The sequence below is a fragment of the Longimicrobiaceae bacterium genome (genome assembly GCA_035696245.1).
Taxonomy (GTDB): Bacteria; Gemmatimonadota; Gemmatimonadetes; order Longimicrobiales; family Longimicrobiaceae; genus DASRQW01.
The window spans coordinates 1-23,628 of the sequence record DASRQW010000552.1; the positions used below are offsets into that span (position 1 = coordinate 1).

Annotated in this window: 24 protein-coding genes and 1 tRNA gene; 22 read left to right on the forward strand and 3 right to left on the reverse strand. The window is 70.2% G+C overall.

Annotation, left to right across the window (positions count from 1 at the left end; genetic code table 11):
• The 14 genes from VFE05_24500 to VFE05_24565 all read left to right on the forward strand — a co-directional run.
• The coding region (locus VFE05_24500) for a hypothetical protein (GenBank protein HET6233260.1) at positions 1-728 on the forward strand (728 nt) is incomplete at its 5' end.
• Positions 729-878: 150 nt separating this feature from the next.
• Positions 879-1,481, forward strand: coding sequence for a zinc-ribbon domain-containing protein (locus VFE05_24505; GenBank protein HET6233261.1), 603 nt, complete (start codon positions 879-881; stop codon positions 1,479-1,481).
• 499 nt (positions 1,482-1,980) lie between these two features.
• Positions 1,981-2,163, forward strand: coding sequence for a hypothetical protein (locus tag VFE05_24510; protein ID HET6233262.1), 183 nt, complete (start codon positions 1,981-1,983; stop codon positions 2,161-2,163).
• 146 nt (positions 2,164-2,309) lie between these two features.
• Entirely contained in the window at positions 2,310-2,495 is a 186-nt protein-coding gene (locus VFE05_24515) for a hypothetical protein (GenBank protein ID HET6233263.1), read from the forward strand.
• 503 nt (positions 2,496-2,998) lie between these two features.
• Positions 2,999-3,208: a hypothetical protein gene (locus tag VFE05_24520; GenBank protein HET6233264.1), complete on the forward strand. Its 210-nt coding sequence runs from the start codon at positions 2,999-3,001 to the stop codon at positions 3,206-3,208.
• Positions 3,205-3,471 (forward strand): type II toxin-antitoxin system RelE/ParE family toxin, encoded by a 267-nt coding sequence (locus VFE05_24525; GenBank protein ID HET6233265.1) that lies wholly within the window; start codon positions 3,205-3,207, stop codon positions 3,469-3,471. Before VFE05_24520 ends, VFE05_24525 begins: the two co-directional genes overlap by 4 nt.
• Positions 3,472-3,711: 240 nt before the next feature.
• Positions 3,712-5,046 carry a ribosome biogenesis GTPase Der gene (gene der, locus VFE05_24530; protein ID HET6233266.1) on the forward strand — a complete coding sequence of 445 codons (1,335 nt, stop codon included), beginning with the start codon at positions 3,712-3,714 and terminating at the stop codon, positions 5,044-5,046.
• Complete coding sequence (gene plsY / locus VFE05_24535; protein HET6233267.1) at positions 5,043-5,672, forward strand: glycerol-3-phosphate 1-O-acyltransferase PlsY; 630 nt, start codon at positions 5,043-5,045, stop codon at positions 5,670-5,672. Before der ends, plsY begins: the two co-directional genes overlap by 4 nt.
• Positions 5,669-6,679, forward strand: coding sequence for an NAD(P)H-dependent glycerol-3-phosphate dehydrogenase (locus tag VFE05_24540; GenBank protein ID HET6233268.1), 1,011 nt, complete (start codon positions 5,669-5,671; stop codon positions 6,677-6,679). The genes plsY and VFE05_24540 overlap by 4 nt, the downstream gene beginning before the upstream one ends.
• The gene (locus VFE05_24545; protein HET6233269.1) at positions 6,676-7,041 is read left to right on the forward strand and encodes a MerR family transcriptional regulator; all 366 of its coding nucleotides are present in this window, start codon (positions 6,676-6,678) and stop codon (positions 7,039-7,041) included. Before VFE05_24540 ends, VFE05_24545 begins: the two co-directional genes overlap by 4 nt.
• Positions 7,042-7,781: 740 nt before the next feature.
• Complete coding sequence (gene surE, locus VFE05_24550) at positions 7,782-8,531, forward strand: 5'/3'-nucleotidase SurE (protein HET6233270.1); 750 nt, start codon at positions 7,782-7,784, stop codon at positions 8,529-8,531.
• Positions 8,528-9,184 carry a protein-L-isoaspartate(D-aspartate) O-methyltransferase gene (locus VFE05_24555; protein ID HET6233271.1) on the forward strand — a complete coding sequence of 219 codons (657 nt, stop codon included), beginning with the start codon at positions 8,528-8,530 and terminating at the stop codon, positions 9,182-9,184. Before surE ends, VFE05_24555 begins: the two co-directional genes overlap by 4 nt.
• A 793-nt stretch (positions 9,185-9,977) precedes the next feature.
• Positions 9,978-10,604, forward strand: coding sequence for a hypothetical protein (locus VFE05_24560; GenBank protein HET6233272.1), 627 nt, complete (start codon positions 9,978-9,980; stop codon positions 10,602-10,604).
• 81 nt (positions 10,605-10,685) lie between these two features.
• Positions 10,686-10,759 (forward strand) — tRNA-Arg (locus tag VFE05_24565).
• A 249-nt stretch (positions 10,760-11,008) separates the two neighbouring features.
• On the opposite strand, the gene VFE05_24570 is transcribed toward VFE05_24565, so the two are convergent.
• Positions 11,009-12,631: a S8 family serine peptidase gene (locus VFE05_24570; protein ID HET6233273.1), complete on the reverse strand. Its 1,623-nt coding sequence runs from the start codon at positions 12,629-12,631 to the stop codon at positions 11,009-11,011.
• Positions 12,632-13,012: 381 nt separating this feature from the next.
• Between VFE05_24570 and VFE05_24575 the strand changes: the two genes are divergently transcribed.
• The 6 genes from VFE05_24575 to VFE05_24600 all read left to right on the forward strand — a co-directional run bounded on the left by VFE05_24575 (position 13,013) and on the right by VFE05_24600 (position 18,572).
• Positions 13,013-13,471, forward strand: coding sequence for a hypothetical protein (locus VFE05_24575; protein HET6233274.1), 459 nt, complete (start codon positions 13,013-13,015; stop codon positions 13,469-13,471).
• Between the two features lie 192 nt (positions 13,472-13,663).
• Positions 13,664-14,755, forward strand: a complete 1,092-nt coding sequence (locus VFE05_24580) for a cation:proton antiporter (protein HET6233275.1) — start codon at positions 13,664-13,666, stop codon at positions 14,753-14,755.
• Positions 14,756-14,988: 233 nt separating this feature from the next.
• Entirely contained in the window at positions 14,989-15,261 is a 273-nt protein-coding gene (locus VFE05_24585; GenBank protein HET6233276.1) for a hypothetical protein, read from the forward strand.
• 447 nt (positions 15,262-15,708) lie between these two features.
• The gene (locus VFE05_24590; protein HET6233277.1) at positions 15,709-16,410 is read left to right on the forward strand and encodes a tetratricopeptide repeat protein; all 702 of its coding nucleotides are present in this window, start codon (positions 15,709-15,711) and stop codon (positions 16,408-16,410) included.
• A gap of 43 nt (positions 16,411-16,453) precedes the next feature.
• The gene (lgt, locus tag VFE05_24595; GenBank protein HET6233278.1) at positions 16,454-17,446 is read left to right on the forward strand and encodes a prolipoprotein diacylglyceryl transferase; all 993 of its coding nucleotides are present in this window, start codon (positions 16,454-16,456) and stop codon (positions 17,444-17,446) included.
• A 163-nt stretch (positions 17,447-17,609) separates the two neighbouring features.
• Positions 17,610-18,572: a cation diffusion facilitator family transporter gene (locus tag VFE05_24600; GenBank protein HET6233279.1), complete on the forward strand. Its 963-nt coding sequence runs from the start codon at positions 17,610-17,612 to the stop codon at positions 18,570-18,572.
• 309 nt (positions 18,573-18,881) lie between these two features.
• On the opposite strand, the gene VFE05_24605 is transcribed toward VFE05_24600, so the two are convergent.
• Entirely contained in the window at positions 18,882-20,036 is a 1,155-nt protein-coding gene (locus tag VFE05_24605; protein ID HET6233280.1) for an aromatic ring-hydroxylating dioxygenase subunit alpha, read from the reverse strand.
• A gap of 389 nt (positions 20,037-20,425) precedes the next feature.
• Here VFE05_24605 and VFE05_24610 point away from each other — a divergent pair, with 389 nt between their 5' ends.
• Together VFE05_24610 and VFE05_24615 are read left to right on the forward strand one after the other, a co-directional pair.
• A complete protein-coding gene (locus VFE05_24610) occupies positions 20,426-21,580 on the forward strand; it encodes a beta-propeller fold lactonase family protein (protein HET6233281.1) in 1,155 nt (384 codons plus the stop codon).
• A gap of 300 nt (positions 21,581-21,880) precedes the next feature.
• Positions 21,881-23,302 carry an APC family permease gene (locus VFE05_24615; protein HET6233282.1) on the forward strand — a complete coding sequence of 474 codons (1,422 nt, stop codon included), beginning with the start codon at positions 21,881-21,883 and terminating at the stop codon, positions 23,300-23,302.
• Positions 23,303-23,466: 164 nt separating this feature from the next.
• Here VFE05_24615 and VFE05_24620 read toward each other — a convergent pair whose 3' ends face one another.
• Positions 23,467-23,625: a type II toxin-antitoxin system VapB family antitoxin gene (locus tag VFE05_24620; protein ID HET6233283.1), complete on the reverse strand. Its 159-nt coding sequence runs from the start codon at positions 23,623-23,625 to the stop codon at positions 23,467-23,469.
• Positions 23,626-23,628: the final 3 nt, after the last annotated feature.

Here is a 23,628-nt window from a genome sequence, read left to right on the forward strand (position 1 = left end):
GCGCGCCCGAGACGTACCTGAACATGGGCGTGCTGTACACGGCGCAGAACGACAACGACCGCGCCGTCGCCTCGTTCCGCGAGACGCTGGCCGCGCTGCGCCGCGCCGAGCCCGACACCAGCACGGCCGTGCGCAACGCGCTGGCCGAGACCAAGGCCAACGCCATGGCCGGCCTGCTGAACGCGGGCGCCAAGCTGTTCCAGGCCGAGAAGTTCGCCGAGTCCGGCGAGATCTTCCGCTTCCTGACCACGCAGGACCCCAACAACCGCGACGCCTGGTACAACGCGGCTCTGGCATACTACAAGCTGAACCGCTGGAACGACCTGCTGCCCATCGCCCAGCACCTGGTGGACGTGGACCCGCTCAACTACAACGGCCGGATCATCCTCTTCAACGCGTACAAGGGCCTCGCCACCGGCGCGCAGGAGAGGGCCATGCGCGACCAGGCGCTCGCCACCCTCACCGCGGCCGAGGCGCTGCCGGTGAAGATGACGAGCATGCAGGTGGCCAACACGGCCGACAAGGCCACGCTGACCGGCACCCTCGAGGGCAGCGCGGCCCGCGCCGGCGCCCCGATCGCGCTGGACGTGACCTTCTACGGGGCCAACGGCGCCCTGGGCACTCAGACGGTGACCGTGGCCGCCCCGGCCAAGGGAGCCAACGCGAACTTCGAGGTCAGCATCAACACCACCTCGCCGGTCACCGGCGTGAGCTACAAGGTCCGGTAGCATCGCTCCCGGCGGCTCGTCCGCCGGCGCAGGTCTGGGCGGGGCGGCTCCCTTCGGGGGGCCGCCCCGCCTTGCCTTGCGGCGCACGCTTCTTGCGAAATCGCCGGCCCGCCAGGCAGTCCCCACGTCCACCCGACCCCGAAGACACCGATGCCCGTCTGCGCCACGTGCGGCCACGAGATGACCGACGACCAGGAAGTCTGTCCCCACTGCGGCTCCCCGGCCGGCGAGCTCTTCCGATGCGAGCGCTGCGGCACCGGCTACGACGACGCCGACGCGTGCCCGGCCTGCGGCAAGGTGCGCGTCCCCGCCGCCTGCGAGCGCCACCCGGACCGCGCCGCCCACTCGCGCTGCGTGATCTGCGGCAGCCCCGTGTGCGCCGAGTGCAGCGACCCGGACCGCCCCACCGCGCTGTGCCCGGACCACTCCGACGTCACGGTCATCGAAGGCTGGGCGCAGGTCTACAGCACCACCGGCGAGGTGGAAGGCCAGATGCTGGTGGAGAACCTTCGCGCCGAGGGCCTGGACGCGCAGCTCTACTCGCAGAGCGACCGCACCTTCCCCGTGGACATGGGCGAGCTGAGCATCGTGCGCGTGCTCGTACCCGTGTGGGAGTACGCGCAGGCGCTGGAGCTGATCCGCGACTACATGGACACCGGCGGCGAGGTCGCCTTCGCATGCCCGTCGTGCGGCGAGGTGTACGAGCCCGGCGCCACCACCTGCACCAGTTGCGGCGCCGCGCTCAGCGCATAGCACGACGTTCCGAGACACGTCCCCGCATCTGCCTTCATCGCCTTTTGGTCGATGGACGGCGGGGGCGGGGACGAGCTTTATCGGCTGGTTGCAGAAGTTGGGTGCTGTGGGGAGAAGGGGGATGCAGATGGGGCGATGGATGTGCGGCCATCGTCCCGCTACGCACGGATAGCGCGGATGTGTGGCATGTATTTGGCGCCCTTCCATTCTGCCCTGGTCGGTGCTACGTTCACCGGCGCTTTTCTTCGGCCTTATGTCGGCAGGATGATGTACTCGGCAGGATGATGTAGATGCGAAGTGGCTGAACACTTCGTGCACGGGCGAAGCTGGAGCAATGTACCGCCTGTTTTTCGCCGCGGCGAGCGTGATTCTGGGATGTTACGGCACGATCTAGGCTGTTGCTGGTCCGCAATCGACGGCGTCTCCAAGCGAGGAGCCGTTTGCGCCCGTTCCGCATCCCGCGGGACGGCAATCCACCGCACCAGACGGAGGGAAGGCCATGCAGAGGAAGCTGAAGCTCGACGTGGAGAAGCTGAACGTGGACTCGTTCGAGGCTCAGGAGCCGATGCTCGCGCGCGGCACCGTGATCGGCCAGTACTCGCTGGGCTGCGACACGCTCAACGACGGCACCTGCCGCGGCAACGGGACGTGCGGCATCTACCCCTGCCACCCGATCCCCTGATCGCTTCCGCGGGCGTTCGACGCTCCCGCGCAACGAAGACGGTCCGTTCGGTTCGGAAATCCTGTACGGCCGGTCCTGATCTCGGCCGATCACGCGGGCCCCGCATCCGCGAGGCCGGCATCCACCGCACCACCCGGAGACAAACCATGCAGAGCAAGCTGAAGCTGGACGTGGAGGGGCTGAGCGTCGACTCGTTCGAGGCCCAGGGGCCGCTCGCCGAGGTGCGCGGCACCGTGGACGGCCAGTACTCGTTCGGGTGCGACTCCATGTACGACGCGACCTGTCGCGGCTACGGCACCTGCGGCATCTACCCGTGCAAGGCCGTTCCGTGACCTGAGCATGGTGGCGCGGCGCGGTCCCCCCCCGGAGCCGCCGCCGCGCCACCGCCGCCGTCCGGCGGCTGCTCGCGCCCCGAGTAGCCGTTGGCGCCGGATGCATGTGCCGCGACGGTGGTGGCGGTCACAAGCGCCTGGCTGCGAGTCACCCGTACGGAGTTGGTGCGCGGCGGGCCATCGTGGCGTGCACCGGCCTGCAGTACGGGATGGCGCGCATGTTCCAGATCCTTCGCGACGCGCACCCCGGCGAGATCGCCGTCCTCCGCACCGTCGGCGAAGAGCCTGGGCCTGGCTCGCCCTCGACCCCGAGACATGGACGATACGGACCGGACGGCTGAAGCTCACACCATTTTGGGATGCAGTGGCGCATGCTGGAGCTTTGGTTGGGGCGGGCCGACCCATTGTTTTCGAAGCGCCGTTGATCTGGACCGCTGGAAAAAGCCGGCTCGCGGCGGTAGCATTCAACCGTGACGGCTCGAACTCTTTCCAGGTGGTGAAGAATGGATGCTCCCACGCTCAGTCAGACCGAAATCAAGGACGCCTTCAAGACGGCGTTGATCGAGCTGCTGGAAGAGCGCGGCGACTTCGTCCGGGAAGTGCTGTCCGAGGTGATCGAAGACCTGTCGCTCCTCCGGGCGATCGAAGAAGGCGCGGGTACGGGGATGGCAAGCCGCGACGACGTCTTCCGCGCTCTCGAAGGACGCGGATGAAGTCCGCCTTCACCAACTCCTTCCTGCGCGACGTTCGCAAGCTCCCCGACGACGAGATCCGTGAGCAGGTGCGTGGCGTTATCCTGGCTGTGGAGGCGTCGAGCGATCTTCGCGACGTGGCGAATGTGAAGAAGCTTTCCGGACGCGGGTCGTCTTTCCGTATCCGCGTGGGCAACTATCGAATCGGGATGACCGTGGAAGGTGGGACGGCCATCTTCGTGCGCGTGCTTCCGCGGCGTGACATCTACCGCTTCTTCCCTTGAAGCCGTGAAGCAATCCGGTCCGGTTCCTCTGTACCGGCCGCGATCCGCGAGACGTGCTGCCGCCTTGTTGACTTGCCAGGCGGCGGGCACCATATTCGCGGCTCGTCCGTGGTGGCGCGGGCGCGCTCGCCACGCTGGCCGCAAGCGGCTTCCGGCCTCGCCGGAGCCGCTTTTGCATTTCGGGGTATCAGGCGCGGCAGGCATGCATCCGGACTTCTCATCTCCAGGCAGGCTAGATCAGTGAAACTCCCCGTGGTGGCCGTGGTTGGACGGCCGAACGTTGGCAAGTCGACCTTCTTCAACCGCGTGCTGGGCCAGCGCCTCGCCATCGTCGAGGACCGGCCCGGGGTGACCCGCGACCGCAACTTCGCCCGCGCCGACTGGGGCGGGCGTAACTTCTACCTCGTGGACACCGGCGGCATGATCGAGGGCTCGGACGAGCCCATGGACCGCCTCATCCGCGACCAGGTGCTCACGGCCATCGCCGAGGCCGACGTGCTGGTGCAGCTCGTGGACGGCAAGTCGGGCCCGCACCCGCTGGACTACGCCGTGGCCGAGCACCTGCGCCGCACGCAGAAGCCCTCCCTGCTCGTCGTGAACAAGATTGACAACCTGGGCGCGCCCACGGCGGTGGCGCACCACGACTTCTGGGACCTGGGCCTGGGCGAGCCGCTTCCCGTGGGCTCGCTGAGCGGCAAGGGCAGCGGCGACGTGCTGGACGCCATCATCGCCCACCTGCCGGAGTGGGAGGGCGAGGAGGACACGTCGCTGCGCGTGGCCGTGATCGGCAAGCCCAACGTGGGCAAGTCCAGCTTCGTGAACCGGCTGCTGGGCGAGGAGCGGCTGGTGGTCTCGGACGTGGCGGGCACGACGCGCGACGCCATCGACACGCCCATGCAGTACCACGGGCACAACCTGGTCTTCGTGGACACGGCCGGCCTGCGACGCCAGAGCCGCGTGGACGAGAGCATCGAGTTCTACAGCACCATCCGCACGGAGCGCGCGATCGAGCGGGCCGACGTGTGCCTGCTGCTCATCGACGCGACCGATCCCATCGCCGTGCAGGACCTGAAGATCGCGGAGAAGGCGTGGGACGCGGGGTGCGCCCTCGTCGTGGTCGCCAACAAGTGGGACCTGGTGGAGAAGGAGACGATGACCGCGCCGGCGTACGAGAAGTCGCTGCGCGAGCGCGCCACCTTCCTCAAGCACGTGCCCATCCTCTTCACCAGCACCATCACTGGCCAGCGCGTACACAAGACGCTGCAGCTGATCCTGGAGGTGCAGGAGCAGCGGATGCGGCGCGTGAGCACGCACGAGGTGAACGACACCCTGCGCGCCCTGGTCGCCAAGGCCAAGCCGCCGCACTTCGGGGGGCACCCGGTGAAGCTGATGTACGCCACGCAGACGGCGGTGGCGCCGCCCACGTTCCTGGTCTGGTCCAACCACCCGGAGGGCGTGCCGGAGAGCTACCAGCGCTACATCTACAATGGTTTCCGCGAGGCGTGGGGCTTCCTGGGCGCGCCGGTGCGCATCGAGCTGCGCGGGCGCAAGGAGGGCGAGGGGGACGAGCAGTGAGCCCCTGGCTGCTGCTGGCCGCGGCGTACCTGCTGGGCTCCGTGCCCGCCAGCTACCTGGCGGGCCGCTGGGCGCGCGGAATCGACCTGCGCGAGCACGGCAGCGGCAACCTGGGCGCCACCAACACCTTCCGCGTGCTGGGGGCGAAGGTCGCCGCGCCGGTGATGGTGTTCGACATGCTCAAGGGCTTCGTGCCGGCGCTTCTGTTCGCCGGCTGGGACAGCTCGGCGGACTGGCGTTGGGCGCTGGCGTACGGTGCCGCGGCCATCGTCGGCCACGTCTTCTCCGTGTACATGAAGTTCAAGGGCGGCAAGGGCGTGGCGACGGGCGCCGGCGTCTTCCTCGGCCTTGCACCCGTCGCCGTCGGCGTATCGATCCTCGTGTGGATCGTGCTGGTGAAGGTCACTCGGATGGTCTCGCTCGCCTCCATCGTCTCCGCCCTCGTCGTCATTCCCGGGCTGCTCTTGACGCATCGGCAGACGGAGGTCGTGGTGCTCGGCGTGGCGATGGTCGCCTTCATCATCTTCTCGCACCGCAGCAACGTGGGCCGCATCCTGGCGGGCACGGAGCCGCGGTTCGGGGCCAGCAAGCCGGTGGTGGAAGCCGCGGCGGAGGAAGGCGTATGAACGAGCGGGCGGCGGTGGTGGGCGCGGGGGCATGGGGCACGGCGCTCGCCAACGTGCTGGCGAAGAAGGGCATCCCCACCCTCATGTGGTCGTTCGAGGCCGAGGTGGCGGACTGCATCGCCCGCGAGCACGTGAACCGCCGCTACCTGGCTGACGTGGCGCTGGACCCGCGCCTGCGCGCCACGACCGACATGGGCGAGGCGCTGGACGGAGCGGGGTTCGTGGTCTCCGTGAGCCCGTCGCACGTGGTCCGCCAGGTGATGGCGCAGGCGGCGGCGCACATGCGGCCGGACGCCGTGGTCGTGAGCGCGTCGAAAGGGATCGAGAACGAGTCGCTTAAGACGATGGACGAGGTGCTGGCCGACGTGCTGCCGGACGGCGCGGCGGCTACATCCACCTACCTGTCCGGGCCCAGCTTCGCGCTGGAGGTGGGGCAGGAGCAGCCGACCGCGGTCACCATCGCTTCCAGATCGGCGGAGGCGGCGGAGCGGGTGCAGGAGCTGTTTCAGACGCCGTACTTCCGCGTCTACACCAGCGCCGACGTGCGCGGCGTGGAGCTGGGCGGCTCGCTCAAGAACGTGATCGCCATCGCCGCGGGCGTGGCCGAGGGGCTGGGGCTGGGGCACAACACCCGCGCCGCGCTCATCACCCGCGGCCTGGCGGAGATCACGCGCCTGGGCCGCGCGGCGGGGGCGGACCCCCGCACCTTCGCGGGCCTGGCGGGCATGGGCGACCTCATCCTCACCTGCACCGGCGGGCTCAGCCGCAACCGCACCGTGGGCTACGAGCTGGGGCTGGGGAAGCCGCTCGACGAGGTGCTGGGCGGCATGAGCGCCGTGGCCGAGGGCGTGCGCACCGCCCGGTCCGCATACGGCCTGGCGCACAGGATGGAGATCGAGATGCCCATCGTGGAAGCCGTGTACGCGCTGCTGTACGAGGGCATGTCCGCGGCAGATGCGCTCCAGTCGCTCATGCTGCGCGAGCCCAAGCCGGAGCACTGGGCATGAAGCGGCGCGTGCCGGAGCGGGAGTTCTGGACCATCGGCGAGGTGTGCGAGCAGTTCGGGCTCAAGGCGCACGTGCTGCGGTACTGGGAGACGCAGTTCCCCGCGCTCAAGCCGCCCAAGAGCCGCGCCGGCAGCCGCCTGTACCGGGCGCGCGACCTGGAGCTGATCGCCCTCATCCAGCGCCTGGTCCGCGACGAGCGGTACACGCTGGAGGGCGCCCGGCAGCGCATCGACGAGCTGGAGCACGAGGGGGCGGCGGCGGACCTGGCGACGCAGTCTCTGGAGCACTCGTTCGTGCGCTCGCTGCGGGGGGAGCTGGAGGCGATCCTGGACCTGCTGGGGCCGGAGCCGCAGGCCGGTTGACTGGCGCTCCGGCGCCGGGGTACATTGCCGCGCCGCGACGAGCGCGAGAGGGAGGCCGCGGACGCTCGACGTCCCGCGGCCGTTTCGTTTCCTGGAGATGACTCGGTCGGCTGGCTCCCCAGATTAGGAATCTGGTGCTCTATCGACCGAAGATGCGGCGCCGCTGCGGAGCCGGCCGGGCGATACAGCCTGCCCGTCCGTCTCCTCCGCGGGGGCGGGGAGCCTCCTCCTCCGGGCCGCGATAACGCCTGCGGCCCTGCGTCCGGGGTCTCCCCGCCCGCTTCGCGAGCCTGCCGGCAGCGGTGTCGACGAGGAGAGATCACGCCCGGCAGTCTCGCTCCGCACAGGTTCGTTTGGGTACAGCGGAACGGCACCGGGGGCGGCAGTCTCCCTCCGCACCTGGAGATACCGGTACGGCGGAACGGCACCGCGCGCGAATGCCGCCGCCGTGTAGGGTGCGGACCTGCGTGTCCGCCCGCCTCTCCGGAGAGACGGCGCCTCGGACGGTCGCGGCATCCGTCGCCGCATCTCCGGATGCAGCGGCGCTCTGGAGACGCCCGCGGCCTTCGGCTCGCATCTCCGGACGGCTCTGGCCTTCGACGACGCGGTGACCTGCCGATCCGCCGCCGTTCGATCGACGCCCGGCGGCATCGGACGCGATCCGCAGCCGCGCATCTCCCGAATCCCCGTGCCGTCACGGCGGATCCGGGCGCCGCAAACCACTCGCAGCACGAACGGGAATGCTGATCCTCTGCACCAACGACGACGGATACCTGGCGACCGGCCTGTCCGTGCTGGAAGAGGCGGCGCGCGCCCTGGGCGAGGTGCACGTCGTGGCGCCGGACCGCGAGCAGAGCGCCACCAGCCACTCGCTCACCATGCACCACCCGCTGCGCGCCAAGCTCGTGCGCCGTGGCCTGCACCACGTAGACGGCACGCCCACCGACTGCGTGGCTCTGGGCGTGGGCGCGCTGGTGGACCGCAAGCCCGACGTGGTGCTCTCGGGCGTGAACCACGGCCCCAACATGGGCGAGGACGTGCTGTACTCCGGCACCGTGGCCGGCGCGATGGAGGCCACCATCCTGGGCATCCCCGCCGTCGCGATCTCGTACGCCGGGCGCGACCCGGAGCGCATCCCCGCCTTCGGCCCGCTGCTGGGGCGCCTGCTGCCGCAGCTCGTGGCGCGCGACGGCTTCCCGACGGACGCGCTGCTGAATGTGAACCTGCCCGCCATCGACCCCTCGCAGGTCAAGGGCGTGCGCGTGACCAACCTGGCGCGCCGCGTGTTCAACGACTCGCTCACGCGCGGGCAGGACCCGTTCGGCCGCGAGTACTACTGGATCGGTGGGGGCACCGCGGAGTGGTCGGCGCCAGAGGGCACGGACGCGCACGCCGTGGCGGCGGGCTACGTCTCGGTCACGCCGCTGCACCTGGACCTCACCAACTACCGGCTGCTCGAGAACGTGCGGTCGTGGGGGCTCACCGCGTGACCGACCGCTTCCAGGGCCAGCGGCGCGCCCTCATCGAGCGCATGCAGGCCAAGGGCATCCGCGACCTGGACGTCCTGCGCGCCTTCGACACGGTCAAGCGCCACGAGTTCCTGCCGCAGGCCGTGTGGCACATGGCGTACGAGGACGCGCCGGTGCCCATCGGTTTCGCGCAGACCGCGTCGCAGCCGTCGCTCCAGGCGCTGTACATGCAGCTGCTGGACATCGGCCGCACCGACAAGGTGCTGGAGATCGGCACCGGCTCCGGCTTCCAGACCGCCGTGCTGGCGCAGCTGGCCGACCGCGTGTACTCGGTGGAGCGCATCCGCGAGCTGGCCACGCGCGCGCGGGAGACGCTGGACAACCTGCGCATCAGCAACGTGGCCCTCCTCGTCGGCGACGGCACCATCGGCTGGAGCCGCTACGCGCCGTACGACGCCATCCTCGTGGCCGCGGGGGGGCCCGAGGTTCCGCAGCCGCTCGTGGACCAGCTCGCCGTGGGCGGGCGCATGCTCGTGCCGGTGGGGACCCGCGAGATGCAGCGCCTCGTCCTCGTCCGCCGCACCCCGGAAGGCGTTGAGCAGGAGGAAGTCCTCGACTGCACCTTCGTCCCCCTCCTCGGCCGCTTCGGCTGGGCCGAGGAAGCCCGCGGCTGAAAGTGCGAGGAAGATGCGGCGCGTCGGGGTGCGATTCATCGCATCCGGGACATTCCCAGCGCTACGATCTACCGAAAACTCGTAACGTCGGCCGATCTGCCTTCTCCGCAAACGTTGCGCATCGACCGATAACCCTCGTCGTCGCGATTCACGATTCGCTGGCTCGTAGCGCGTTGCCGGTGGATGAGAAGCTCGCTGTGTCCCCTGCGTGCGTGGCGGAAACTGTGTTCCGCGTTGACAGTTCCGGAGGCCCCGCGTAGCTTGCGCCGGGGCGTTCGGATGCGTGGCGGGCACACGCGATCCCGCTCCGCGGTGCCGCGTCGGCTGGCCCATGCTCCCCTCCCACCGCGACGATGCGCGCCGCTCCCAACCTCCTCCGCGGAACCGACCCATGAGCGCAAACCCCGGCGATCCGTCTTCGGCACCCGCCGTGTTTCCCCCGTTCGGGCCGGGGTTCTCCCGCCCCGCCGTGGCCCCGCAACGCCCTGCGGATGCGTCCGCAGCAGCGGTTCCGCCGGTGATGCCGCCCTTCGGCGCCCCCGCCTCGCGTGCGGGCCCCGGCCCGGCCCCGGCGTTCACCCCGACGGCGCCGTTCGCCCCCGCCTCCAGCCCCCGCGCCGAGCCCGCGCCGGCCGCTGATTCACCGGATGAGACTCTCGCGCCGAGCGCAGCAGCCGGCACCGCTCACGCGGCCGACGCACCCGCCGAAACCGCCTCAGCGGCCAGCGCGCGGGACACCGGCGCCGCCGACGATGACGCGCCCGTCTCGCCCCACTCGTTCTCCGCCGAGCCGATGCCGTGGGAGTTCGATGGGCCCGGCGCGGCTGAGGACGCCGCCGCCGAGCCGGAAGCCGCCGAAGCCGAGGCCGACGAAGAAGATCTCCCCTGGCTGGAGCTTCCCGCCGCGCGCGAGCCGCAGTCCGCCGCCGAGCCTTTCGCCGCCGACGACCCCACCTCCACCGCGGAGCCGGCCGACGCGATGCCGTGGGACAGCGACGTGCTCGCGGGCCCGGTCGCGACCGAGGAGGACGACGAGGCCGTGCTGGTGGACGACGAGGTCGTGGGCGTGGAAGACCTGGGGGATTCCACCTCGCAGACGGGGCTCTCCGATCACTTCGCCGCCGCCGCGGATGCGGAATCCGAAGACGGGATCCAGCCCGCGGAAGGGCTGGTGCCCGTCGGTGACTTCGGGATGGTGGATGCGCGCGGCGACGACGCTTCAGCGGAGCAGCACTCCGCGTCCGCCTCGTCCGACAATCCCAGCGCGGCCGCCTTCACGGAGGTCGCGGAGCGTCTGGAAGGCATCGCGCGGGCGCTGCGGGAGCGGCCGGGCGAGCTGCTGGCGGGGGGCTCGGGCGACGCGCTGGAGCTGCTCGTCACCGGCTTCGTGCTGGGTTACACGCAGCGCGCGGGGCGCTAGGCGGGAGACGGTCGCGGTTGACCGCCCCCAGCCGCTGGCTTAGCTTTTCGGGGCTGGTTCCGGCCGAATGCTGGCCGGGTCGCCCTCGTAGCTCAGGTGGATAGAGCACCAGATTCCTAATCTGGGGGTCGCGCGTTCGAGTCGCGCCGGGGGCATGGGGCAACAGGAGAAGCTCAGCGGAATTCCGCTGGGCTTCTCTTCATTTCGCCTAGGGTTGCCATGCGCGTGACAGTATTGGCGCGACGTGCCCACGAGGCGGACTGCTTCATCCGCTAGTCGTCATCTGGAATGAAAGTCCGAAGGGAAAGGGTCTGCGGATCTGATGCTCTGGGTTATCGTGCCGAACCATGCCAACGGACCGGGGCGGCGGAGTCTCCGCCCCGGTCCGTCCTGTGCCGCCAGGTCTACGGCTGAAGGTACACGTAGCCCGCGATCCCCGCGCTCACGTAGGCATATGCCGAGATGGCATTCTGCGCCTCCGCTGCCGAGAGGGTGTAGAAGATGTCGGCGTTACGCGAACTGTACAGCCGGTACATCGGCACCGTGTTGGCAAGCTGCGAGGTGGCGATGTAGCCCATCCGGCCTTCGTTGGTCCGCCCCTCGCACCCGAGATCGGTGGACAGGAAGTGATCACCGGTGCTCCGCGTATAACAGCGGTACAATGCAACGTGGCCCACCGTCGGGGCGACCGGCAGGTAGAAGTAGTTCTGAGCCTCCATCCGGTAGCCCCACTGCGTACCCTCGTTGGGTGTCAGGCCGTAGAGGTGATCCCCGTTCTGCTGGCTGAACATGCGGTGCAGCGGTACCCGGGTGCTCCCATTGAAGGACGTGAACAGCAGCAGGTTCGGGGTACCAGACGGTAAGCTGAGGAGCTGTCCGGCGGTAGCGTTCCCGGTTATCGCAGCACTCACGGCAGTTGGACTGGCGAAAGGGTTGGCCTGGAGGAAGAGAGCGGCTGCGCCCGAGACGTGCGGCGCGGCCATCGACGTGCCCGAGATGGTGTTGGTGCCGCTGTAGAGCCACGCCGAGGTGATCGCGGTTCCGGGGGCGTTCAGGTCCACACAGCCGCCGAAGTTGGAGTATCCTGCGAACTGATCGTTCGTTTGGGTCGCGCCCACGGTAATCGCCGCGCCGACTCGCGCAGGGGAGAAGCTGCACGCGTTGGTGGCCGAATTCCCGGCTGAGACCACCACCGTTACGCCAGCGTTGATCAGGCTCGAAAGTGCCGCGTCATACGCCGCCGACGCCGGACCACCAGAGGAGATGTTTGCGACCGCTGGAGACGCGTGGTGCGTGCGCACCCAGTTGATCCCTGCGATAGCGTCGGACGCGAACCCGCTCCCCCCGCAGCTGAAGATACGCACGCTCACCAGGGTGGCAGCTTTCGCCACGCCGAAGGTGCTGCCGCCGATGGTGCCCGCTACGTGAGTGCCGTGGCCGTTGCAGTCCTGCCCATTGCCTCCCAGCACGTCGAATCCCACGCTCGCCCGTCCGCCGAACTCCGGATGGGACGTCTGTATCCCCGTGTCGACTACGTATACGGTCACGCCCTGCCCGGTCTGAGTATATGTGTAGGTGCCATTAAGCGGGAGCAGCCGTTGATCCACGCGGTCGAGGCCCCAGGTAGCGCCCGTCTGCCCGGTCTGGTCCGTGTTGATCGGCTGGTCGGTTTCCACGGAGGCAACCCGGAAGTCGCTCTCGATCTGGGTGGCGGCGCCTTCAGGGAGGTCGGCCGCGAAACCGCGGATGGCGTCGGACCACGTGTACACGATCTCGCCGCCGGTGGTGGAGACCAGCTCATACGCCACTGCCTCCGGACTCTCCTCCCCATCCTGCAGCACGACGATGTACCGCCCGGCTGGCGAGGACACTGGATCGACTGGCCCGTCGGGCACCAGCGGCCCCACCGGTTCATCGATGCTGGTTATCGTGCGCGGACGATGCGGCGTAGTAGGGTCGCCGGTGCAGCCCACGGCCGCCAGCAGCAGACTGACGATGAGTGCGGAGCGGAGGTGTTGCTGAAGCATCGAAACGATCTCCTGGACCCAGCGATGAGGAACGTGCCGGGCGCCGGCTGGGGTTGGGAGTGCCCGGACAGTGCGGCGGGAAGTAGCCGTGCGGCATAATATGTCGCAATGTGCACTTATAACAAGAATGGTGTATTTGTATCTGGACACTAAAGTGTTTTGAGCGCGTGAGCGCGCCTGCATGTGAGCGCCCCGATCTCCGCACACATCCAGATGCGTGGGATCCCATTCATACTGTTGGTAAACATTGGTTTAGCAGATTTGACAGCGGCGCGTCCGCGGGTATTTTTCGCCGAGTCCTAGGACCTCTTCGTCTTCCCTGCTGGTCAGATGCATTCTCCGAACGAATCATCCCGCGGGGCCACACGGCCGCTGCGGTCGTTGCTGCTCTATCCACTCCTGGTGGGAGTGCCCGTGCTTGGCGTCGCGGGCGTGCTGCGCGCGGGTGCGTACATCGAGCCGCCTGCGGCAGTGGGCGGGCGCTGGTCCGTCCGCGCCGACGGTCCTGCATCCGCCGGGTCCAGTTGCGGGCCCCGCCTGGAGACGATCGCCAGGTCCGGCATCACGATCTCTCAATCGGGCCCGCACGTCTCGGTGGATGTCGGTGAGGGGCGCGCCTTCGCTGGGTTGCTCTCCGGCGACAGCATCGCCGCGCTTGCCGCCGCCCCGGCCGACGCGGTGGGAAGTTGCCTCGGTGGCGGGGCGCTGCGTCTGGATGCCGTGGTGGACCGGAGCGTCCTGCCGGAGCGGATGCACGCGGTCCTCTCGGTTCAGCGATGCGCGGCGTGCGCGGCGGTCCGCTTCACCGCCACCCGCCTGGCCACCGGGGAGGAGCGCTGATGCCGAACCTGCTGCTGCTCATCGCCCAGGTCGCCGTCGTGATCGTGGCGTCGCGGCTCGTGGGGCTGCTCTTCCGCCGCATCGGGCAGCCGCAGGTGATGGGCGAGATGACGGCGGGCATCCTGCTGGGCCCGTCGCTGCTGGGCTGGGCCGCGCCTGGCGTCTCTGCCGCGCTTTTCCCCGGCCGCCTCGCTGGGGTTCCTCAACGCGCTCAGCCAGCTGGGGCTGCTCGTCTTCATGTTCCTGGTGGGGCTGGAGCTGAACCCCAAGCTGCTGCGCGGCAAGGGCCACACGGCGGTGGTGACCAGCCACGTGAGCATCGCCGCGCCGTTCTTCCTGGGCTCGCTGCTGGCGCTCTTCCTCTACCCGCGCCTGTCGGACGCCGGCGTGGGCTTCACCGGCTTCGCGCTGTTCATGGGCGCCGCCATGAGCGTCACCGCGTTCCCGGTGCTCGCGCGCATCCTGACCGAGCGCGGGCTCATGCGCACGCGCGTGGGCTCGGTCACGCTCGCCTGCGCGGCGGTGGACGACGCGACGGCGTGGTGCATCCTGGCCGGCGTGGTGCTCGTGGTGCGCACGGGGGCGCACGGCCATCCGCTGTGGCTCACCGTGGGCGGCACGCTGGCCTTCGCGGCGGTGATGCTCTTCGGCGTTCGGCACCTGCTCGCGCGCCTGGAGACGGCGTTCCTGCGCCGCGGCGAGGTCACGCAGGACATGCTGGGCGCCGTGGTGCTGGCCGCGCTCGCGTCGGCGTTCGTGACCGAGTGGCTGGGCATCCACGCGCTCTTCGGCGCGTTCATGCTGGGGGCGGTGATGCCCAAGGACGAGGCGTTCGTGCGCGCCCTGGCGCACAAGCTGGAGGACGTGACGGTCGTGCTCCTCCTCCCGCTCTTCTTCGCGTTCACGGGGCTGCGCACGCGCATAGGCCTGGTGAGCGGGTGGGAGATGTGGGGCTGCTGCGCGCTGATCGTGGCGGTCGCCGTTGCGGGCAAGTTCGGCGGCTCGTCGCTGGCGGCGCGCCTCACGGGCATGTCGTGGCGCGAGGCCGGCGCGCTGGGCGTGCTGATGAACACGCGCGGGCTGATGGAGCTGGTCATCCTCAACGTGGGGCTGGACATCGGCGTGATCTCGCCAGCGCTGTTCGCGATGATGGTGATCATGGCGCTCGTCACCACCTTCGCCACGTCGCCGCTGCTGGACCGCATCTACCCCGCCGCGCTCGTCGCCCGCGAGAAGGAGGGCGCCGCGGAGGCACGGCCGGAACCTGAGCCCGCCCTCGTCTGACCTCGCCCCCTGGCTGATGGATCGTGGCGGTGCGATGGTGGCGCCGCGATCATCCGTGCTCCGGCTCTGCGTCCGCCGCCGGCGTGGATGCGATGCGTCCACGCGACCGCTCCGGGCCGGCCATGTCTCGGTTGAAAAGATGGGTGTCCGCCCCGGCGAGTGAGTAGAATGATGCGGCCGATCGGACCCGCCCGGGGCCGCTGCATCCTTCAACCGCAATCGGGGAGACGCACATGAAGAAGCTGAGGCTGGACCTGGAGGGCGTGTCTGTGGAGTCGTTCGAGACGGGCGACGCCGCCCCGCCGCGCGGCACCGTGCGCGGGCAGATCAGCATCGCCGCGAGCTGCTACGACACCGACTGCTGCTCCGACGTGAGCGACTGCTGCCCGGCGAACACGTCGTTCTGCAGCCAGCAGTGGACGAACTGCTGCCCCACCGGCATCACGTGCCCCGGCGGCAACTCGTGCGCGCAGACGTGCCACACGGGCGTGTGCATCTGCCTGTAATCTCCGGGCGCCGACCGGGCGGGACGAAGGGCGCTCCACGCGGGGCGCCCTTCGCGTTCTCGTTAGGTGTGTGAAGCGCCGCGCCGCGTCTCATCATCCGTATCCGTCGCATCCCGCCGATGCGACACGGAGTGCAGGGAAGGAGAGCGTCGGGATGCGCGGCGGGGATGGATCGACGTGCGTGCCGTTCGCCATCGTCGTCGGCGCGTGCGGAGGTGGCCCGTCGGGGAGGGGCGACGGTTGACACATCTCCAATGCAGGCGCTAGTTTTACACGCTTGTGGCCGGACGCGGCGGAACGTCGTCCCGCCGCTCCGGAGCGCCCGCACGCGGGCCGCGCAGACCGTCTCCCGGCGCACGGCCCCCGTGCCGCGCCCTCTCCATCCGCAAACGCAGGCGCCGGCGTCCGCACGCTGTCCGTGCCGCAACACCCGACCCGAGGATCTCCATGGCTTCGTCGACCGTCGCCTCCCGCACCCCCCGCCCGCGCCACACGGTGGACAACGACGACGCGGTGATGGCCCGCGCCCTCGCCTTCTCCACCTGGGCCCGCAACAACGCGCGCGTGATCCTGTACACGGCGGCGGCGGTGCTCCTGGCGGCCGGCGCCGCGCTGTACGTGCGGTACTACCGCGCCGAGCGGCAGGCCGCGGCCGCGACCGACTTCATGGAAGTCCAGCAGAAGGTCACCACCGAGGCCACGCCGCAGGCCGTGAAGGACCTGAACGCCTTCATCGGCAAGCACGACGGCACCAACGAGGCCGACGAGGCGCGCCTGGCGCTGGCCGAGCTGCACCTGCGCGGCAACGACGCCAAGGCCGCCCTGCCGCCCCTGCGCGAGGTGGCCGGCCGCTCGGGCTCGCCGCTCTCCATCCAGGGCGGCATGATGCTGGCCGCGGCGCAGGCCCAGGCCGGCGACCTCGCCGCCGCCGAGAAGACGTACCTGGACACGGGCGACCGCGGCACGCTGGACTTCCAGCGTATGGAGGCCTGGAACGAGGCCGCGCTGCTCCGCGAGCAGGCCGGCAACTGGAAGGGCGCCGCCGAGCTGTACGAGAAGATGGTGCCGCTCACCGACAAGGGCTCGCTGGAGCGCTCCATCACCGAGATGCGCCTGGCCGAGGCCCGCGGCCACGCGGCCGGCAAGTAGCCCTGCAACCCCACCGCAGCACCCCCGCGGCCGCGAGGCGAACGTGATCCCGTTCGCCTTCGCGGCCGTTCTGCTGGAAGTGCGCTACCCGCGCATCAACCCCGTCGCCATCAACATCCCCGGTCCGGTGGACGTGCGGTGGTACGGGCTGAGCTACCTGGCGGGCGCCGTGGTCGCCTACTTCGTCCTCACGCGCCTGGCCCGCAACGGCTTCCTGCGCATGCCGGCCGAAGCCGTGGCCGACCTGCTCTTCGCGCTGATGATGGGCGTGATCGTGGGCGGGCGGCTGGGCTACGTGCTCTTCTACAAGCTCTCGGACTACGTGGCGCACCCCGCCCAGCTCATCCGCATCTGGGAAGGTGGGCTCAGCTTCCACGGCGGGCTGCTGGGAGTGCTCGTCGCGGCCTGGTGGTTCGCGCGCAAGCACAAAGTCACCTTCCTGAACCTGGGCGACTCGCTGGCGCTCGCGGTGCCGTTCGGGATCTTCTTCGTGCGCGTGGCGAACTTCGTGAACGGCGAGCTGTTCGGCCGCGTGGCATCTTCCGGCGTGCCGTGGGCCATGCGCTTCCCCACGGACCCAGTGGCGGCCGCGCTCCTCGGCGACAGGCCGGGGCTCTCGCTGCCGCAGCGGGAGGAGCTGATCGGCGACGCGTACCGGTCGGGGAAGTGGGATTCCATCAAGGAGCAGGTGCCGCTCCGGCATCCGTCGCAGCTCTACGAAGGGCTGCTGGAGGGGCTGGCGATCGCGGCGATCCTCTGGGCCCTGTACCACTGGGCCAGGTGGAGAGGGAAGCCGCTGCCGCAGGGCACGTACGGCGGCCTGTTCCTGCTCTGCTACGGCATCTTCCGCTCGTTCGTGGAGCTGTTCCGCCAGCCGGACGCGCAGTTCGTGAGCCACGGAAACCCGCTCGGCACCGTGCTGGGGCCGCTCACCATGGGGCAGACGCTCAGCATGGGAATGATCGTCGCCGGGATCGCGCTCGTCGTCACGGGTGCGCGGCGGGCGAGGCGGGGCGCGGAGGCTCCCGCGGGGTAGCAGGGAAGGGGAGATGCGGGGCGGGGGATGCGGGGGCGCGGGGGATTCGCGCCCCTTCGCGCGCCCGGCACCGATGTTGAGACGGGAGATGCGCGGCGGACGCATCCCGGCGCGTGCGGCAGAGCCGTCGGCGCGGCCGGACGGAGCAGCCACGGAGGAGACGATGGGCGCGGGACACGACCACCACGGGCACCATCATCACCACGGGCACGCGCACGGCCACTCGCACGGGCCGGCCAGCGCGCGCAACGTGCGGCGGCTCACGTACACCCTGGCGCTCGCCGCCGCGTACATGGTGGCCGAGGCGGTGGGGGGCTACCTCGCGAACTCGCTGGCGCTGCTGGCCGACGCGGGCCACATGCTGAGCGACGTAGCCGCCCTGGCGCTGTCGCTCTTCGCCATCCGCATCGCGCAGAAGCCGGCCACGCTCCAGCGCACGTACGGCTTCCACCGCACCGAGATCCTGGCGGCGCTGGCGAACGCGTCCACGCTCATCGCCATATCCATCCTCATCTTCATCGAGGCGTTCCGGCGGTTCCTCTCCCCGCAGCCGGTGGGAGGAACGGTGATGATGGTCATCTCCCTCGGCGGGCTGCTGGTGAACCTGGGGGCGATGTGGGTGCTGCACGGCGGGCGCGCGGAGAGCCTGAACGTGCGCGGCGTGTGGCTGCACTTCATGACCGACGCGCTGGGGTGCCTGGGCGGCATCGTGGGCGGCGCGCTGGTGTGGTGGCTGGGGTGGTACTGGGTGGACCCGCTGGTCTCCATCCTCATCGGGCTGCTGGTGATCTGGTCTTCGTGGGCGCTGCTGCGCGAGAGCGTGGCGGTGCTGCTGGAAGGCACGCCGGCGCACATCGATGTGGCCGAGGTGAAGGCGGCGATGATGGCGGTCGACGGCGTGGAGGAGGTGCACGACCTGCACGTGTGGACCATCACCAGCGGCATGGAGGCCATGAGCGGCCACGTGGTGGTGGGCGCCGCGGGCGAGGCGCGCCGCCGCTGCGGCGACCTGCTGGCCGACTTGCACGGCGAGCTGAACCGCCGCTTCGGCCTGCGCCACCTCACCATCCAGGTGGAGCCGCCCGACTTCGTGGAAGCCTGCTGCCCCGAGCCGGAAGGCGCGTAGAGCCGGAGCCGGAGCCGCATCCTCCCCGGCGACGTGACGGACGCGACGAGCGAGATCGACGGAAAACGACGAGGGGCGGCATCCGCGCGGATGCCGCCCCTCTGCTTTTCGGCATTGTCGGATGCGACGAAATCCGGGCCTCCAGATCCTCTCCCGTCCATCGTCGGCCGCCGACCATCTACCGTATCGGCCCGCTGCTCGGGGTCGCGGGAGGCGTTCAGCTATCGAACTTCGTCGCTCCATCATCTACCGTCGGCCGTTCGACATCTACCGTCACGGTCCGATTGGAAGCGCAGCGGGGTGATACCGTCAGCCGCGCATGGCTTCCGACAGCAGGCGGTGGAAGTGGTGGGTGCCGACCTCGCGGCGCGGGGAGTAGCGGCCGCGGTGGTAGATGCGCGAGCGGACGCCCTTCTGCACGGCCTCCACGACCTCCTCGTCCTCCATCTCCACGCGGTGCAGGCCGGCGCCCGCGCCCTCGCCGCGGCGCGACTCGTCCCACACGTACGACAGGAACGAGACCTTGGTGCGCTCCGGCCCCACCGGCTGCACCACGTTCACCGACAGGCCCCACGGGTAGAAGTTGAGCATCAGGTTGGGGAAGAGCCACCAGTACCACGCGGCGACCAGCGTGCCCTCGTCCGGGTGGCCGGCCGGCAGGCGGAACGCGTCTGCGGGGGAGCGCGTGGTGCCCAGCTGCAGGTTGCACCAGGGGTACAGCTCGGTGCGGTACGTGGAATAGTCCAGCGCGCCGGACAGGCTGGCGTTGTGGACGTACGGGATGTGGAACTCTTCCAGGTAGTTGTCGCAGTACAGCGCCCAGTTCGCGCGGATGTGGTAGTCGCGCGAGCTCGCCGGGTCGAAGACGGCGCGGTCCAGCGGCAGCCATCCCACGCGGTCCATCACCGGCCCGATCCACTCCGCGAACGGCACCGCGGGGTCCAGCGCGGTGAAGGCGAGCGGGCCCCAGCGCTCCAGCGGAAGGCGGCGCAGGTCGTCGGCCGGGGTGGGGAAGCCCTGCACGCCCTCGAACTCGGGCATGCTCACGAACGCGCCGTCCAGGTCGAAGCGGCGCCCGTGGTAGCGGCAGCGCATGCCGCGCGCGTGGCACTCGCCCTCCACCAGCACGGTGCCGCGGTGGGTGCACACGTTGGAGAGGCAGCGCACCCGCTGGTCGTCGCCGCACGACAGCACCAGCGGCTCGTCCAGGCAGCCTTCCAGCAGCGTCACCGGCAGCAGGTGGCCGGACGCGCGCACCCGGTCCGCGCCGGTCACGATCTGCCAGCTTCGCGCGAACACCTTCTCGCGTTGCAACGCGTAGTATGCCGGGTCGGTGTAGACCTCGCCGGGCAGCGTCTCGGCGCGCTCGATCTGCGGGTCGACGAAGATGTCGCGGACGGGCACGGGCGATGTGGATTCGGGAGATGGAAGGCGGTGCATCCGCCGCCAATGTAGGCGCCGCATCGCCCGCGGTCCACTCCGCCCGGCCCGTCCTCATCCCGAACAACGGTTGCGGGTTGCGGCCGGATGCGATGCGAACCTCGCGAGGCTACGCATCTCCCGACGGCGCACCCCTGCGCATCGTATCCCCGCCAGGCCCTCCGCGGCTTGGCGGTACGATCCGACGCTCTCGACCCGCGCCCCACCCATCGACCGTCGTACCCGATCTGCCGCGCCAGGCGTTTGCCTGCGTATGTAAAGCCTTACGCAGGAGCACCTTCGTTCGAGCGGCAGGGGTCCACGACTTGCTCATCCGCGGCATGCTCATCCCACCCTGCCCGGGGCTGGCCGGTTCGGCGCGGCCGCACGGGCGGGCGCGGTTCGGTGTTCATCGGAGTGTGAGGAGGCGTGGTATGAAAGCGTGGTGCATTCTCGCCCTGGCGGCCCTGCCGCTGGCGGCGTGCGACGACACGACCAGCTTTACCAACACCAACAACGGCGCCGTGTTCACCATGAACAACGCGGCGAGCGCGAACTACGTCATCGTCTTCTCGCGCGCGAACGACGGGACGCTCACGCGCATGGACTCGGTGGCTACCGGCGGGCTGGGCAGCGGGCCGCACCCGGTGTTCGGAACCGACCCGCTGGAGTCGCAGGACGCGGTGATCCTCACCGGCGACAACCGCCTGCTCTTCGTGGTCAACGCGGGCAGCAACCAGGTGACGTCGTTCCGCGTGAGCGGGACCGGGTCGCTCACGCGCGTGAGCACGGTCGGCTCGGGCGGGCAGTTCCCCGTGAGCCTGGCGACCAGCGGCAGCCTGCTGTACGTGGTGAACGCGATGGGCGGCGGCAGCATCAGCGGCTTCCGCATCGGCGCGGACGGCACGCTCACTCCGCTGGCCGGCTCCACGCGCGCGCTGAGCGGCGCGGCCACGCCCGGCCCCGGCTCCATCCGCATCAGCCCAGACGGCCAGAACGTCGTGGTCACCGAGAAGCCGACGAACCGCCTGGACGTCTACGGCCTGAACGTGGACGGCATCCCCTCGTCCGGCCCCACGTTCGTCGCCTCGCCCGGACCCACGCCGTTCGGCGCGGACTTCGACCCCAGCGGCCGCTACGTGCTCTCCATCGGCAACATCGGCCCCAACCGGGCCGCGGTGCCCGACGGCAGCTCGGCCGGCTCGCTCACCTTCAGCAGCACGGGCGCGGCCACCGTCATCAGCGCCTCGGTGCCCACCACCGAGACGGCCGCGTGCTGGGTGCAGATCACGCCCGACGGGCAGTTCGCGTACACCACCAACACCGGCAGCGGCTCCATCACCGGCTTCCGCATCGGGTCCACGGGCGCGCTCACCCGCCTCACGACGGACGGCATGACGGGCGTCACGGGCGCGGGCACCCAGCCGCTGGACATGGCGTACGCCAACGGCTACCTGTACGCGCTGACCGCCGGCGACCGCGGCATCCACACCTTCCGCGTGGCAGGCGACGGCTCGCTGACGGCGGTGCCCACGGCGAACCTGACCGGCATCTTTCCGGTCAGCGTCACCGGCCTCGCCGCGTTCTGATCCGCACGCCATCGCCCGGCACGGAAGACCGTCGGAGATGATGGGCGGATGGTTGGGATGCGGGCGAGGCGAAGTAGTAGATGAAGAGCCGGCGGATGCGGTAATGCGCAGCGTCCGCCGGCTCCCCGTCGTGTGCGGTGGGTGCGCTGCTCACCAGCGATTTCGGTAGATGTGCATCGACCGTCCAGTCCCGCATCGTCCAACCGCGACTGGAGAAACCTGGCGCGATTGCCGGCGATGCCGTTACCGTGTTCGCATCTCCCGCCCGGCCCTTCCGCCCCGCCACCGCGAATCCTCCCGTTGAGCGTACCCGACGCAGTCCCGGCGTCCGCGGCGCCTCTCGATCCCGACGCGCAAACGGCGTCCGCCGCCGCATCCGAAGCCTCCTCCACGGCGGATTTGCTCCGGCGCGGGCGGCTGCTGCGCGTGCTGGGCGTGAGCTTCGGGCTGGCAGTGGGCCTGGGCAACACCATCGGCGCGGGAATTCTGCGCACCCCGGGCGAGGTCGCCGCGCGGCTTCCCAGCACGACGCTGTACATGGCGGTGTGGATCGCGGGCGGCGTGTACGCGCTGCTCGGCGCCATCTCCGTGGCCGAGCTTGGGACCATGATCCCCAAGTCCGGCGGCCAGTACGTGTTCGCGCGGCGGGCGCTGGGGCCGTACGCCGGCTTCGTGGTGGGATGGAGCGACTGGATCTCGACCGCGGGGAGCTGCGCCGCGGTGGCCGTGGTCATCGGCGAGTACCTGGCCGCGCTGGTGCCCGCGCTTGCCGGGTGGGGAACGGGGATGGCCATCGCGGCGATCCTCGCGTGCGCGGCGCTCCAGTGGCGCGGCGTGCTGGCGGCCGGGCGCGCGCAGGAGGCGACGAGCCTGCTCAAGGCGGTCGCGCTCCTGGGCCTGGTGGCGGCGTGCTTCGCGTGGAGCGGCCCGCGCCCGGTCGCCGCCGCGCTGCCGGTGCCCTCCGGCTTCCCGCTGCTCATCGCTGTCGTGATCGCCCTGCAAGGCGTGATCTACACCTACGACGGCTGGACCGGCGTCGTCTACTTCGGCGGCGAGGTGGCCGACCCGGCGCGCGACGTGCCGCGGGCCATCTTCGGCGGGGTGATCTCCATCGCCGCCATCTACCTGCTGATCAACGCCGCGCTCCTGCACGTGCTGCCGCTCCCCGCCATGGCGGGCGCCAAGCTCGCCGCGGGCGATGCGGCCCGCGCGGTCTTCGGCGCCCGCGGCGACACCATCATCCGCGTGCTGCTGATCGTGGCGCTGGTGTCGTGCCTCAACGCGCTGGTGCTGATGGCGCCGCGCGTCCTCTACGCCATCAGCGCGGACGGGCTCTTCACCTCGCGCGCGACTATCGTCAACCGCGGCGGCACGCCCACCGTGGCGCTGCTTGCGAGCACGGCCGTCGCGGTCGTCTTCGCGGCCACGGGCGCATTCGACCGCATCATCGCGGTCCTGTCGTTCTTCTTCGTGGCGAACTACGTCCTCACCTTCGCCTCGGTCTTCGTGCTCCGCCGCCGCGAGCCGGACACTCCGCGTCCGTATCGCGCCTGGGGCTACCCGTGGACGACGGGTGCCGCGCTCGTGGGCTCGCTCGCGTTCCTCGCCGGTGCCGTCGCGGGCGACACCCGCAACAGCCTCTACACCCTGGCCGTCCTCGCCGCCAGCTGGCCCGTCTACCGCCTCTCCGCGCGCCTCACCGGCGGCACCGGCGCGGACTGAACATCGCATTCCACGTCAGATGCACGGAGGGGGCGTCCGCGCGGACGCCCCCTCCGTTTTGCTGCTTCCTCACACCGCTTCGGTTACTTCGGCAGTGCCCACTTGTCGTACAAGATCGCATCCGCCGGCCGGTCGTCCAGCGTCGGAAGCGCAGCCACCGCCGCCTAAATATCGGCGATTCGGTCGTTGAGTGCCTGGCTCGCCCGAACACGGTCGAGGCGCTCACGGACCGCGACGGTTATCGCTTCCTCAACACTCTCCCCCGTGATTGCAGCCAGCTCTCTGGCGAGCCGTTCCGTGTCGTCGTCAAGGGTGATGGGCATCGT

Coding starts and splice junctions, on each gene's coding strand:
- VFE05_24505 (HET6233261.1), top strand. CDS start 879: ATGCCCGTCTGCGCCACGTGCGGCCACGAGATGACCGACGACCAGGAA.
- VFE05_24510 (HET6233262.1), top strand. CDS start 1,981: ATGCAGAGGAAGCTGAAGCTCGACGTGGAGAAGCTGAACGTGGACTCG.
- VFE05_24515 (HET6233263.1), top strand. CDS start 2,310: ATGCAGAGCAAGCTGAAGCTGGACGTGGAGGGGCTGAGCGTCGACTCG.
- VFE05_24520 (HET6233264.1), top strand. CDS start 2,999: ATGGATGCTCCCACGCTCAGTCAGACCGAAATCAAGGACGCCTTCAAG.
- VFE05_24525 (HET6233265.1), top strand. CDS start 3,205: ATGAAGTCCGCCTTCACCAACTCCTTCCTGCGCGACGTTCGCAAGCTC.
- VFE05_24540 (HET6233268.1), top strand. CDS start 5,669: ATGAACGAGCGGGCGGCGGTGGTGGGCGCGGGGGCATGGGGCACGGCG.
- VFE05_24545 (HET6233269.1), top strand. CDS start 6,676: ATGAAGCGGCGCGTGCCGGAGCGGGAGTTCTGGACCATCGGCGAGGTG.
- surE (HET6233270.1), top strand. CDS start 7,782: ATGCTGATCCTCTGCACCAACGACGACGGATACCTGGCGACCGGCCTG.
- VFE05_24560 (HET6233272.1), top strand. CDS start 9,978: ATGCCGTGGGAGTTCGATGGGCCCGGCGCGGCTGAGGACGCCGCCGCC.
- VFE05_24570 (HET6233273.1), bottom strand. CDS start 12,631: ATGCTTCAGCAACACCTCCGCTCCGCACTCATCGTCAGTCTGCTGCTG.
- VFE05_24585 (HET6233276.1), top strand. CDS start 14,989: ATGAAGAAGCTGAGGCTGGACCTGGAGGGCGTGTCTGTGGAGTCGTTC.
- VFE05_24590 (HET6233277.1), top strand. CDS start 15,709: ATGGCTTCGTCGACCGTCGCCTCCCGCACCCCCCGCCCGCGCCACACG.
- VFE05_24600 (HET6233279.1), top strand. CDS start 17,610: ATGGGCGCGGGACACGACCACCACGGGCACCATCATCACCACGGGCAC.
- VFE05_24605 (HET6233280.1), bottom strand. CDS start 20,036: ATGCGGCGCCTACATTGGCGGCGGATGCACCGCCTTCCATCTCCCGAA.
- VFE05_24610 (HET6233281.1), top strand. CDS start 20,426: ATGAAAGCGTGGTGCATTCTCGCCCTGGCGGCCCTGCCGCTGGCGGCG.
- VFE05_24620 (HET6233283.1), bottom strand. CDS start 23,625: ATGCCCATCACCCTTGACGACGACACGGAACGGCTCGCCAGAGAGCTG.